This is a genomic window from Haliscomenobacter sp., from assembly GCF_033763495.1.
Lineage (GTDB): Bacteria > Bacteroidota > Bacteroidia > Chitinophagales > Saprospiraceae > Haliscomenobacter.
The window spans coordinates 1-12,949 of record NZ_JANRKL010000041.1; the positions used below are offsets into that span (position 1 = coordinate 1).

A 12,949-nucleotide genomic window follows, 5' to 3' on the forward strand; every position below is an offset into this window, starting at 1 on the left:
ACTTGCGGCGAGTTGTTTATAAATTACTTGGTTGATTTTTTTCTTGTTTTTTTTGTTTGACGATTAAATGACTTTTGCGTTTAGAAGTGAGCTCCCGCAGCGACTTAGACACAGTCCTGTTCCAAGTCGCTGCGGTAGCACACTTCTAAACTCATAAGTCATGTATTCTTAACTCTTAACTCAAAATAATCAAACACTACTCCCGCTCCAAACCCCGAATCCGCCGTTGTTGCCCAATCTTCGCAATTTTATTCCACAAATCCCCCGCATCCTGGATACTGGAGAAGGTGTAATACAAGAGCCCGAATCCAATCAGGAGCATGGCCAGGACAAAAAAGGTCATAAAAACCTGCAAGCCCATCAAAAAGACGATGCCGAATTTATCCATCTGTTTGGCCGGCAGGTTGACGATCCAGTTGATTACATCCAGAAAAAAACCGACCACCCCAGTATGCATCAAGCCCAGAAAAAACATCCCTGTGCCCATCATGATCAGGGAGAGTCCCCACATCTTGCCGAACTGCGGCATGCTCAGGGAGAATGTCCGCTGAATTCCCTTAAACGGGTTGCCCTCCGCTTCCCGTTGGGTGATAAAAACCCAAAGGATAGAAAGTGGGACTGCCAAACTCCCAATAAGCCAAGTGATCCCACCTGGTGCATAAAACACAAGCAACAAGGCTGCAGTTCCGGGAATAGCAGCCAACAAATCAATCAGGAGTTTGCCCCAACTTGGCCAGGTGGCATCGCTGTCTCGAATCATCAGACGATTGATCCCGGTGGTCAGGATCATTACACAAATACCCATAAAAACAGGCAATAAGGGCAGATGCTCATTGAAAATTATGGCATCAAAGTCGTCGAGAAAATCGAACCAATTGGTAGGCAAATTAAAAATTTCATCATTGATGGCCGAACTGCTGGAGAAAACCAACAGGCAGTACAAAACGGTACAACCAAATATCAACAAAAATACCGAACGCAGGTGATTGCGCATGAACAAAAAGGCCTCGGTAAAAATCTCCCCATTGCGTTTAATGCTGTGATAGTTGATTTTTAGATTGAGGTCAGGGGTTAAATCGGCGCTATGCAGTGGCGGCGCAAAGCCAATCCGCGCTTTTAAAGCAGGATACCACAAGAAATAACTCAGCACAAAAAACAAGGAAATCAGGATAAAAATGCCCCGAATCAGCTGGGGCGCATCGGTATTGCGCGTCAAATAACCTTCAATAATCCCAGCCAAAATAATCAAGGGAGCAATGCCAATCATCATTTTCATCCCCCGACGAGCCGAGAGTTGGAAGGATCGATCCCGGGCATAAGTATCCGGGAAGGCCAGGCCCCGCCCCATGGTGATGCCCGCAGCCCCGGCTACAATGATGCAGGATATCTCAATGGTACCATGTATCCAGATGGTGAGAAAAGATTCCCAAAACAAACCCCGTTCGATGAAAAAATACTGAAACACACCGACCATGATGCCGTTAAAAATCAACACGATCAGAGATCCTGCACCAATAAAAACCCCGGTTAAAAAAGTCAAAAGGGCTACCATCAGGTTGTTCAGGGTGATGCCTAAAGACATGTTGAACATCCCTTTTTGCTTGTACACCGCCATGGGGTCCCCATTTTTGATGTTGGTTTCGGTCATGTCAATGTAGCTTTCCCCCAAAATGATTTCCGGAAAATCCGGGTCCATCGCACAGGAAAGCACGCCAATGCCAAAAGCCAACACAAATACCATAAAGGCAATCAACATATCGCGCCGCGCTTCGTAATACAACTGCGGCAATTCTTCGGTCCAAAAATGGTTGAAAGCGCGCCAGGGTGAGGAGGGACTCTTGTGAACGTCGTGAAAAATCCGTTGCGCCAGCCCATTGAGGTACACCCGCACCGAACGATTGGGGTAAAAAGTACGAGAGTAGGACAGGTCGTCCGTAATCTGTACAAATAGGTTATTGAGTTTGTCGGGGTCTTTGTATTCATCCTCCAGGATGTTTTCAAACTCGCCCCATTTTTCCTTGTTCTGCTGAATAAATTGGGTCTCGCGCATATTTGGGCTTTACGAGGGGCATTTTACGAAAAAAAAAGGAAAGATGTTACACTGGGGATCAGATTTAAATCCAAAAGTGCCGTTGGATTACAATTTTATACGAGCGACATTTTTTAGCACAAACATGAGTCATCCCGAATTTTTGGGATGACTCATGTTTATGCTAAAAAATATGCCGCTTTGGTAATTTTTCTTTGTGTTCGTTAATTCCGCTGCGCCAAATTCGGGATCAACACCAGCGGACAAATCGACTTCACCTCCACAAAATCAACATAAAAATCGCCACCATTCGGGTCCTGATTGTAAACCCAAACCCAGTTGTTAAGCGTTGCGCCGTCGGATACAATGGTCAGTTTTTCCCACTGGTTAACCTTGGTGCTCATCACGGCCTGGATGGTAAAACCATCCTTGCCCAGACCCAATTGCACCTTGCCTTTCATCACGTACACCCAGGCAGTAACCACTACTTTTTTCACTCCATTGGGGTTGAATACCTGGAATACACCACCTTCATTGCCGAGCGTACGTACCAGCAGCATCCGGCCGCCATCGGGACCATTGGAGCCCATCAGGTTGGTATTGATCAACGCACCAGCATTGCTGTTGTGCGCCCGCCATTCCAGTGAAGCAGAAGGAGTGCCCGCAGGAGGCATCGGGCCTACATGGTTGGTAGCAATACCCAGTGGGCCGACCGCGGAGAAGTTGCTATTGAGGGTAAAAATATCTGGAGTGCAGGTAGGTTCAACCTCTACAAAGTCGACAAAAAACAAGCCGCCATTCGGGTTTTGGTTGTAAACCCATACCCAGTTGTTGAGTTTGGTGCCGTCGGTGACGAAGCTAAGTTTTTCCCACTTGTTGGTTGGGCCTACCGAGACGGCTTGACTAGTAAAACCATCCACACCCACGCCCAATTGGACCTGGCCAGTGACCACTTTTACATAAGCCGTAACGATTACTTTTTTATGGCCATTGGGATTGAATTTTTGGAAAACGCCACTTTCATTGCCGCCGCAGCGGATTTCGATCATTCGGGGGGCGTTTGGCCCGTCGGAAGGCAACATGCGGGAGCTTAGGGGGGCGTTGTTGTTGCTGGTGTGCAAAAACCAGGATTTAGCGGGGGATTCAAAAGGGGCAGGTGCACCAGGTAAGTTGACCAGGACACCATTGGCGCCCACAACTTCAAAATTGGGGTTTTGTACCAAATTGGCTGCGATCAAAGGCAGCAACATCAAACTAAACAGAACAGTGCTGAAATAGGAAAGGAACAATTGCGGTTTCATGATAATGGGTTTTAGGTGATTTTGATAAAGGTGTTTTGATGGCATCCATGTGTTCCAAAAAGGCTCAGTTTTTTTGAAAAAAATGCAAAACCTTACCATCTTGCAAAATGATTTAGGCCCGTTTGATCTACTTTTTGAACCAGCCAACATATGATGATGGACCTCTACCCTAAATGAGAAAAAATGGGAAAAATTAAATGCCCTGTACATGGCGATCAGATTGCAGGACCCGTTTCAATTGAATTGAATCATGCCATGACCCAGAAAACGCCTAATAACCAGGAGGAGGTTATTCTTCTGAATTTAATTGACTCAAATGAGCCAATCATACAATTTTCAGTCTTGATTTTTGAACATGAATTCGTCCTCCTTCTCGAAAAAACCTTGCTCAATGACGGACTTTCAATCGACGAGATAAATGAATTATTTATAGTGACTTGTGGTCAATGTATAAATGATTATCGTCAAAAAAACGACCTTGTTTTCTCGGAAAGAAACTTCCATCTGAACATATTTGAATGAGTAATAGAGGTTTTAGAAATTCAAAAATAGAACCATGGGAATGATACTTTGCCCAATTCACGGCGAGCATATGATCGGGTTTGTCTCTAATAAAGTAAGCAAAATAATACACGAAGGCCAACTGGTTGACCAAGAATTAATTCGCCTGACCATTACAGATAAAGACCTCGATCTTAGCTCTGCCCAGTTGGTGTTAAAAGAAGAGTACGATCAATTTATGCAAAAATATAAAGATGGCCAGCTTATCAATAGTGATGAATTGAACCTGCTTTCGGTTCCTTATTGTGGAGCGTGCATTAAAGCCTTTCTTGAAAAAAAGGCTTTAATGTCAGGCAAACAGGAAATTTTTCTAACCATCATTGAATAGCCCACCTACAACTCCAACAAAAACCGACTCACATCCGCCAAATTCTGCTGACTCAAGCCCAACGCCACTGGATCTGGCATCAATGATCCAGGCTGCTTTTGCCGTTTGGACACCTTGTTGGCAGGGAAAACATGTTGTTGACCAGTAAGGTCGCGGATCACCAGGTTTTGGCCGTCGGCGACGATAAAACCAAAAGCCGATTCCCCGTCCTGCGTGGTTACACTCCAGGCTTCGTAGCCAAAAACAACCGCTCCCGAAGGATTGATGATGGCATCCAACAGGCTTATCTGGTCAAATTTCTTTTTGATCAAAGTCAGGTCTGGGCCGATGTTTAGCCCTGTTTTCCCAACGCGGTGGCAATTGGCGCAACTGTTCTGAAACACCTTTTTGCCATTGACCGCATTCCCATTGAGTTTAGCAATCATAGGAATTGACCAAAGTTTCTCCGTTCCTGGCCGTTTGAAATAATTCCCGGCCTGGATGCGTACAGCTTGGTTGGGGTTGCTAAAGATATGCTTGGCCACCTGCTCCTGTAAGTCAGCTGGCAATTTGTTTTCCAGCAGCATGCCCATCAACAATTGCCCACCCAATGAGTCTTTTGCCATTCGTTCCGCGGTGTTGAGTCGATCCCAGGCCGCAATATTGGTATTGAGTAGTTTGGTGCGTTGGGCTTTCCAGAGTGCCATTTTTTTCTCTTTGGCCAGGTCCAGCCCCGTTTTTTGCCAGTCCAGCAAATTGGCCCAATCGTTGCTTTGCCGAAAGGAGAGCCAGTACTTGGCCTGCTCGGCCACATCGGGCAAAAGACTTTTGCTCAAGGCCAGCATGGCTTCGGCGGCTTTGCGGTCTTTGACATAGGCCAGGCCCACCAAAGCCTGGCTACGCGCTGCGGGACTTGCTTTGGCATCACTTGCCCATACTTGCAGGGAATTTACGGCCACAGCAGGGTGCAAACGCCAGGCGAGTTTACGCCAAACTGCTTCACTCAACGGCGGGGAGATGGCCTGTAATTGTGGCCACAATTCCTGCGTATGGGCCTCCATGGCTGCTCCTAGGGCTTCCAATTCCCAGGGATTTTGGCCCTCGTATTGGCGGACGAGTTGGAGTAAAATCGTAGCTTTTTGTTCCAGGGGAAAATCTCTGATGGCAATGGCGATTTCTCGACGCAACATCGGATTGCCCGACTGAGCATGGCGCGAGCACAAGGCCAGAATTTCAGTTGTAGGCAAAACATTGCGCAGGGCCCGGAAGCCAGCAACTGCCATACGAGCATCTGCATCCTTCACCAAAGGTTCGAGTGTGGGTAGCAGGATCGGCGCTGGCAACATTTTTGCCAATAAAAAAATCGTCCTCGCCCGTACGTAAGGATTTTCCGCTTTCAACAAGGCCATCAATTCAGGAATCCGGGTAGCTCGCTGTTCCAGCAAGGCCTGATACGCTTGTGCCCGCACATTAGGGGCTGGATTTTGAAAAGCAGCCAATTGTCCTTCCACTGTTTGTAAATCCAGTTTGGGAGCGCTCAGTTTTTTGCCTTTGGGGGTGATGCGGTAAATGCGGCCATAACCAATGCTGTCTTTCATTTGATGTCCGCCTACTACGGGGTCATACCAATCGGCTACATACATGGCACCGTCGGTGCCCATCATCACATCGGAGGGGCGAAACCACTTGCTAAGGTCCGCGTCGTGGCGTTTGTCATTCCAGACGTAGCCTTCATCGTCCTGAGCTACCGAACTCAGCAGGTTTTGCCTTTTGCCCAAATCAAAACCAGCGCCCTGGCCTTTTGGCTGATATGCAAAGATGACATTGCGGCCAGCATCAGCACTGAGCAACATGCCCCGGTATTTCACACCTAGTCCATCACCTTCATTGACCACTACACCAGTCGGAGAACCCGCGCCAGTATTGTCTCCAGCGGGCATAAAACCAGGGTCTTCCTGATGCCAATGCGCCGTGAACATCTCCTGCCCAGGCCGTTGATCAGCGGACCAGTAGCGGGTGCCATCAGCACTAAAGAACCCCGCATTTCCGCCTTCCATCAGCCAGGAAACCCGACAGGTGACAACTTGATCATCGTTGTCGTTTTGCCACATGTCGCCATAGCTGTCGATGTAAGTTTCATAGCTGTTGCGGAAGCCGTGCCCCAATACCCTTAGGCCAGTGCCATCGGGATTGATGCACAATTGGAGGCCGCCAACCCAGATTTTGCCGTCGTCGCTGCGTTGATTGCCTTCGTTTTTCGTATTATAAGGCGTGCCTCCGGTATAAACACTACCGGAGCGAAGGGTCCAACCCGCACGGTCTTTGACCAGGTGTGGCCCGGCGTTGCCCGTGTTGAAATACCACTTGCCATCGGGGCCAGCCACTACGGAATGTAGCGAGTGGTCATGGTCTTTGCCGCCAAAACCAGTGAGCAGGATCTCTTTTTTGTCCGGCTTATCGTCGCCGTTTTCGTCGGTGTAGAGGATCAGGTTGGGAGAACAAGACACCAGAATGTATTTGCCCATCACCGCGATGCCGAGGGGCGAAACCAGGTCGGGGTCTTCCACAAATACTTTGGACTGATCGGCCTTTCCGTCCTGATCGGTATCTTCCAGGATCATCACCCTGTCTCCCTTTTGGTGGTGGCGAAAACGGGTGGAATCGTTATTGAAGTTGCGGTAATTGACCGCTTCAGTGACCCAAATTCGGCCTTTGAGGTCAACATCCATGTTGGTGGGGTTGTAGAACATTGGGCTTTCGGCCCAGAGTGTCACTTCCAGGTCGTCGGGGAGGTAGAGTTTGAGGGGGTCCTGAGGGCTAGGTGTCGGCCAGGATAGACCCAAGACTAGGGGAAAAATGAAAAGAAAAATACGATTCATGTGCAGCTTTGGTTTAATGGTTCGAGGGTTCGTCAATCCTTGGCCTTTCGGCGAGGAGTTCAATCAAAACAAATCTTTCAAATACGCCAAATTGTACCGATAAGCGGTCACCACATCCTCTGCATCCGGTTTGGCCCATTCGATTTGCATCCAGTTGTCTCCCCGGTAGCCAATTTCGCGCAGGGCGGTCGCTACCCGTGGCCAATCGATGGTACCTTTGCCAAGCAGTAGGCGGTTTTCCTTCATGTGCAATTCACAAATGTTTTCCTTACCCAGGGTTTTGAGTTCGGCATAAATGTCATTGCCTGCATCGGCGGCATTGCGGAAATCGTAAAAAACCTTGATAGCTGGAGAGCCTACCTCGCGCATGATGTGTAGGTGTTCTTCGGCCGTAAGATAAGATTCGATGCCGAGGATGACGCCTGCTTGTTCGGCTTTCGGGGCTACTTTTTTCAACCTTTTGATCACTTCCTGCATGCCCTCAGGGTCATTGCGCAAGTCGTTTTTGACAAAAAAAGCCAACAACACGACACGTACACCGAATGCGCGGGCTACATCGATGCTATCGGAGACCCATTGTTCGGTGCGGGGATCGGATTTATACGGTACGTTGTTCAACTCGCTGATGGCCAGGCTGCTGATTTTAACTCCCGTGCTTTTGCTCATCGCCAGGTACTGAGCTTGTAGGGCCGGTTGGCGCAGGTGCAGATCGTTGGCCAGATTGCCCAAATTGACTTGAATGCCGGGCAGGCCGATGGTTTTGGCCAGTTCAAAGGCAGCAAGGTCGGCACTTTTGCCCAAGGACCAATCACAGGCACCTACTTTGAAATGACGCCGGAATTCGACCCAAGGTTCGAGCCAGGGTTGCAACGCATAAGCCGTTACAAGTCCGGCAGTTTGCTGCAAAAAATGGCGACGAGAGGTAGGCATGATCCTATATTTTTGTGATAATGGGATGTTAGGGGCGATAAAAAATAAACTGTTCATTTTGTCAAATGACTAGATAAGTAAACGCTTCATTTCAAGTGTCTTATCTAATCCTTTAGCTCAAAGAAAATGAACAATTTATTTTGCCCCACTACTCATGCAAGATACAAAAAATGATTAGTTTGCACAGGTATATCCACCAAATGTAGCACGACATGCAACGCCGTAGTTTCTTCCAAAATAGCCTCCTTGGCGCCGCAGCCTTTAGCTTTTTACCACAGCTAAAAATTGCAGCCGAGACCAATACTGAACCATTGCCGAGCTGGCCGCTACCTGATTTAAAAAAAATTCTTCCCGATAAAATCCTGATCGAATCCGTCGAGTTGCTACAAGTAGAAAAATACCTGCTGCTGGTAGTGCGCAGTAAAGACCAACTCGGCATCACCCAGTGCAATGACCGCATGCCCCATTTGGTCTCGCTGCTGAAGGGCTTGGTGTTGCCTCATTTTGTGGGATTTGACGCACGGGACGTGGCCCAACTCGTAGACAATGCTTACCGACTCAACAGCAATTACAAGTATGCAGGTATGCCACTATGGAATTGTATCGGTTCGGTGGAGATTGCGATTTGGGATTTATTGGGTCGGATGGCGCAAAAACCGGTTCATCAACTCTTGGGCACTGCCCTGCGTAGTTCTTATCCCGTATACATCTCAGACTGGAATCGAGAAGGCGACCCACTCCAGATTGTCGAAAGCCTTCAGCAAAAGCTCAAAGCGACCGGTGCCAAGGGGGTCAAAATCAAGATTGGTGGCCGCATGGTAAATACTGCCGAAAACGCCGCTCAAACCCAGCGATACATTCCAGCTTTGCGCAAAGGCCTGGGAGACAATATTACCATTTACGCCGACGCCAATGGTTCCTACACGGTTACTGAAGGTATAGAGGCAGGGCGTTTATTGGAGGATCACGGCGTAGCCATTTTTGAAGAACCCTGCAATTTTGAAGACGAGGAAGGCATGCGCCAGGTGACCAAGGCGTTGAAAAAAATCGTCCTGGCAGGCGGCGAACAAGATTCGAGTGTATTCCGCTTCCGCCGCCTGGCCCAAACTAAAGTATACGACCTACTGCAACCCGACCTGTATTACAATGGTGGCATTTTGCGCACACTGCAAGTATCACTAATCGCCAGTCAATATGGCCTCAAGGGGATTGCGCCCCATACCCCCAAGGCCGATCCCCTCATTGCTCCTTTTTGGCAGGTAGCAGCCCTAGTGCCCAACCTCTATGGCCTGCAAGAATTTGTGTATGATGTCAAAGCAGTACGCCCCAACTGGTGCAGCAAAGTGGAAGCAAAAAACGGGCAGGTAGAGATTCCGGTTCGGCCAGGCTTGGGCATTGAGTACGATGGGGCGGTTTTGGAGAAGGCGCAGCGGATTGGTTGATTTTACGCTTACCACTGTTCAAAATCGGACACAAACTGTTCGACTCTGAACAGGGTTTTGGCAATAAAATAATACTAAGCGATTGTAAATGAGTTTTTTAAAAAAATGGCACGGTCTGTGACTTTGAACCAGTATTACATCCGACACCGACTCTTGTAGGAATATTACGCTGACTGTTGTTTCATACTAATCTCGTTGCAATTGGCCCGTTTTTGGGGTTAGGGACAAGTAACTGCACTTGTCCCAACCACGGGTTTCCAGCGAGCAACACAAACTCAAATGATCATGCAGTATACCCAACTCAAATTTGCGCTGCGCAACCTCTGGCGCAACAAGTTCTACAGTGTAATCAATATTGGTGGCTTGGCAGTAGGCATTGCAGTGAGCATGCTGATTTTGGTTTTTGTAGCCCACGAGTTGAGTTTTGATCGTTTTCATAAAAATGCCAGCACAATTTACCGCGTGAAGGTCTCTTTCAAATTTGGGGATCAGGAAGTGCAGGGCACGGGCATGTCAGCCTACATGGGCCCGGCCCTCAAGGAAAGTACTGCCGGAGTGAAGGACTATGTACGCATGTATACCTCCTTCAATGAAAAACTAGCATTCAAAAGCGACGCTGACCATATTTTTTACGAAAAACGTTTTGTACTCGCCGATCCCAGCTACTTCAAAGTATTCAGCTTTCCTTTTTTACAAGGCGATCCACGTACCGCTTTGGATCAGCCGGGGAAAATAGTCGTGAGTGAATCCATTGCGAAAAAATATTTTGGAGATAGCGACGTACTGGGCCGCACCATGACGCTCAACAGTGGGCTCGATTTCGTGATCAGTGGTGTCATTAAAGATGCCCCCTCCAATGCTTCGCTGGCTTACGACATTGTTGCGCCTTTGCAATCCTTGTTTGCTTTTCAACGATTGCTCAATCCTGAGTTGAAAGACGACTTGCTCAAAGTGGACAACGTAGTGCGTCCGGGCTCCTTTCAGACCTATTTGCATTTGGCCAATACTTCCATCCAAGCATCAGTTTTGAACAACATTACCAAACTAATGCGACGGGGCAAAATATCAGAATCAGAAATCAAAACCCACAAGTTTATGCTCTCGGCCCTCACCGATCTCCACCTGGGGGAAAGTAGCAGCGCTGAGGCTCGAGGCATCAACAACCTATATATTTTTGCAGGAGTAGCCTTGTTGATTATTTTGCTGGCTCTGCTCAATTATATGAGTTTGACCACTGCCCGGGCCAATGAAAGGGCTCGGGAAGTAGGGGTGCGCAAGGCCTTGGGTGCATTTCGTGGCGAATTGATTGGTCAGTTTTATGGGGAATCGGTGCTGATTACTTGTCTTTCTTTCCTATTGGGATTTGGTCTGGCTTTTTTCCTGCGCCCCATCTTTTTTGATCGGCTGGATCTTCAGATTGATGCTGCCTTTATGCTGAGCCCGATCGTGATATTGCCTATGTTGGGTTTGATGCTGGCTTGTATTGTACTAGCAGGTGCTTATCCTTCGCTGGTGCTCTCCGCTTTTCGGCCAGTAGAAGTACTGAAGGGGCGTTTTTTAAAAAGCAGCAAAGGGGGCATCCAGATTCGCCAAAGCATTACTGTGTTTCAGTTCGTAGCTTCGATTGTACTTGTCATTGCCGCTGTGGTGGCCCAACAGCAACTCAGTTATTTACAATCGCGTAAACTGGGAATGAACAAGGAGCAGATCATGATGATGACGCCCTCCTCAGAAGGCTTTCACGCTTTTCGCAATGCAGTTTCTCAATTGAACGGAATAGAAAAAACGGGGAGCGCATCTATGGCGCTGTTCAAGGATTACAATTCGATTTTTTTTGTCACCTCGCCCATCAATAAAAAAGAAGTATCCCTACATAGCTTTGGGGTAGATGCTGATTTGGTCGATATGTTGGGCTTGACCTGGAAAATTCCGCCAGCTGATTTAAAAAACACGGCAGGTTGGGAAGGAAAAATGGTGCTTAATGCCACTGCAGCCCAAGATTTGGGGGTAAAGTCCCTGACACAAGCAAATGAAGTAGGTAGCCTTTTGGGGCAAGCCCTGGTCGGTGTGTTGAACGATTTTTACTTCAGCGAAATGAGCCTGAATCAAAAAGCACCACTAGCGATGTCGATTGTGGATAAAGATTTTAAAGGGACTTTGTACCTGCAATTGTCAAAAACGGCCAATGTGCAAGCAACGATGGCCGCAATTGGAAAGCAGTTCAAAAAACATTGCCCCGATAAACCCTTTGAATATTTCTTCCTGGACGAATCTTATGACACCCTCTTCAAAGCCGAAGACCGCATGGCCAAACTGTTTGGCATCTTTACCGGACTCGCTATTTTTATCTCCTGTTTGGGCTTGTTTGGCCTGGCAGCTTATGCCACGGCCCGCCGCGCCAAGGAAATTGGCATCCGTAAAGTGCTGGGGGCAACCGTTGGTAATGTGATGAGCCTGCTGTCGACCGAATTTTTGCGACCAGTACTGCTGGCGATCCTTATCGCCAGCCCGATTGCCTGGTACCTGATGAACCAATGGCTGAAAAAATTCACTTACCGCATCGAGGTAGAATGGTGGATATTTGCGGCAGCGGGCCTTAGTGTGATTGTACTGGCCTTGCTGACGGTAAGCATTCAAAGCCTGCGTACGGCCCTGGCCAATCCGGTGACTGCAATTAAAAACGAATGACAACTACAACTTATACAACACATGTTGCAACTAAAAAACATAGCTAAGTACCACAACAGTGGCATCCAGAAAAACTGGGTGCTCAAAGACATTAGCGCGAATATTTTTGAAGGTGAATTTGTGTCCATCATGGGGCCTTCCGGGGCTGGAAAAAGCACACTGCTGAACATCATCGGGATGTTGGAAGAACCCAGTGGAGGCGAGTATTACTTTTTGGACGAACCCGTACACAAACTTTCGGAAAAAAAGCGCACCGAACTGTACAAGCACTACATCGGCTTTGTATTCCAGCAATACCACCTGATTGATGAACTAACGGTATACGAAAACCTGGAAACACCCCTGTTGTACAAAAAAATCTCGGGGTCTGAGCGCAAAAGCCGCGTGGCAGATATCCTGGATCGATTCAATATGGTGGCTAAAAAGGATTTATTTCCCAATCAGCTTTCGGGGGGCCAACAACAACTCGTGGGCATTGCCCGCGCATTGATAGGCCAACCCAAGCTGATTTTAGCCGACGAACCTACGGGAAACCTGCAATCGGCTCAAGCGGATGAAATCATGCAGATTTTCAAAAAGCTCAATGAAGAAGAAGGAGTGTCCATCATCCAGGTGACCCACAGTGAAAAAAATGCCGCTTATGCCCAGCGGATTATTCACTTGTTGGATGGGCATGTTGAGCGGGAGGAAAAAACCACGAAATAAGTTGAAAGAAATAAGTTGAGGGAGGTTGAGAACAGGAGTCATCCCGAATTTTTGAAAAGTCAAAATCGGGCATAAACCTAATCGCGGAGCGATTAAATTTAGAATAG

At 47.8% G+C, this 12,949-nt stretch carries 9 protein-coding genes; 5 read left to right on the forward strand and 4 right to left on the reverse strand.

All coding sequences use genetic code 11. The features are described 5' to 3' along the window. Positions 1 to 196: 196 nt before the first annotated feature. Together SFV55_RS05270 and SFV55_RS05275 are read right to left on the reverse strand one after the other, a co-directional pair. Positions 197 to 2,050, reverse strand: coding sequence for a stage II sporulation protein M (locus tag SFV55_RS05270; RefSeq protein ID WP_320028423.1), 1,854 nt, complete (start codon positions 2,048 to 2,050; stop codon positions 197 to 199). Between the two features lie 203 nt (positions 2,051 to 2,253). Continuing rightward, positions 2,254 to 3,330 carry a hypothetical protein gene (locus tag SFV55_RS05275; protein WP_320028424.1) on the reverse strand — a complete coding sequence of 359 codons (1,077 nt, stop codon included), beginning with the start codon at positions 3,328 to 3,330 and terminating at the stop codon, positions 2,254 to 2,256. A 183-nt stretch (positions 3,331 to 3,513) separates the two neighbouring features. Between SFV55_RS05275 and SFV55_RS05280 the strand changes: the two genes are divergently transcribed. Further along, the gene (locus tag SFV55_RS05280) at positions 3,514 to 3,852 is read left to right on the forward strand and encodes a hypothetical protein (protein WP_320028425.1); all 339 of its coding nucleotides are present in this window, start codon (positions 3,514 to 3,516) and stop codon (positions 3,850 to 3,852) included. A gap of 34 nt (positions 3,853 to 3,886) precedes the next feature. Next, positions 3,887 to 4,219, forward strand: a complete 333-nt coding sequence (locus tag SFV55_RS05285; RefSeq protein WP_320028426.1) for a hypothetical protein — start codon at positions 3,887 to 3,889, stop codon at positions 4,217 to 4,219. 5 nt (positions 4,220 to 4,224) lie between these two features. Here SFV55_RS05285 and SFV55_RS05290 read toward each other — a convergent pair whose 3' ends face one another. Together SFV55_RS05290 and SFV55_RS05295 are read right to left on the reverse strand one after the other, a co-directional pair. Then, complete coding sequence (locus SFV55_RS05290) at positions 4,225 to 7,077, reverse strand: PVC-type heme-binding CxxCH protein (protein WP_320028427.1); 2,853 nt, start codon at positions 7,075 to 7,077, stop codon at positions 4,225 to 4,227. 63 nt (positions 7,078 to 7,140) lie between these two features. Further along, entirely contained in the window at positions 7,141 to 8,007 is an 867-nt protein-coding gene (locus tag SFV55_RS05295; protein ID WP_320028428.1) for a sugar phosphate isomerase/epimerase family protein, read from the reverse strand. A gap of 212 nt (positions 8,008 to 8,219) precedes the next feature. Between SFV55_RS05295 and SFV55_RS05300 the strand changes: the two genes are divergently transcribed. From SFV55_RS05300 to SFV55_RS05310, 3 genes are all read left to right on the forward strand, one after another. Then, on the forward strand, positions 8,220 to 9,449 hold the full coding sequence (locus tag SFV55_RS05300) for a mandelate racemase/muconate lactonizing enzyme family protein (RefSeq protein ID WP_320028429.1): 1,230 nt from the start codon (positions 8,220 to 8,222) through the stop codon (positions 9,447 to 9,449). 285 nt (positions 9,450 to 9,734) lie between these two features. Beyond that, on the forward strand, positions 9,735 to 12,137 hold the full coding sequence (locus SFV55_RS05305; protein WP_320028430.1) for an ABC transporter permease: 2,403 nt from the start codon (positions 9,735 to 9,737) through the stop codon (positions 12,135 to 12,137). A 21-nt stretch (positions 12,138 to 12,158) separates the two neighbouring features. Beyond that, positions 12,159 to 12,842: an ABC transporter ATP-binding protein gene (locus SFV55_RS05310; protein WP_320028431.1), complete on the forward strand. Its 684-nt coding sequence runs from the start codon at positions 12,159 to 12,161 to the stop codon at positions 12,840 to 12,842. The last annotated feature ends 107 nt before the right edge of the window (positions 12,843 to 12,949 follow it).

Coding starts and splice junctions, on each gene's coding strand:
- SFV55_RS05270 (WP_320028423.1), bottom strand. CDS start 2,050: ATGCGCGAGACCCAATTTATTCAGCAGAACAAGGAAAAATGGGGCGAG.
- SFV55_RS05275 (WP_320028424.1), bottom strand. CDS start 3,330: ATGAAACCGCAATTGTTCCTTTCCTATTTCAGCACTGTTCTGTTTAGT.
- SFV55_RS05280 (WP_320028425.1), top strand. CDS start 3,514: ATGGGAAAAATTAAATGCCCTGTACATGGCGATCAGATTGCAGGACCC.
- SFV55_RS05285 (WP_320028426.1), top strand. CDS start 3,887: ATGGGAATGATACTTTGCCCAATTCACGGCGAGCATATGATCGGGTTT.
- SFV55_RS05290 (WP_320028427.1), bottom strand. CDS start 7,077: ATGAATCGTATTTTTCTTTTCATTTTTCCCCTAGTCTTGGGTCTATCC.
- SFV55_RS05295 (WP_320028428.1), bottom strand. CDS start 8,007: ATGCCTACCTCTCGTCGCCATTTTTTGCAGCAAACTGCCGGACTTGTA.
- SFV55_RS05300 (WP_320028429.1), top strand. CDS start 8,220: ATGCAACGCCGTAGTTTCTTCCAAAATAGCCTCCTTGGCGCCGCAGCC.
- SFV55_RS05305 (WP_320028430.1), top strand. CDS start 9,735: ATGCAGTATACCCAACTCAAATTTGCGCTGCGCAACCTCTGGCGCAAC.
- SFV55_RS05310 (WP_320028431.1), top strand. CDS start 12,159: ATGTTGCAACTAAAAAACATAGCTAAGTACCACAACAGTGGCATCCAG.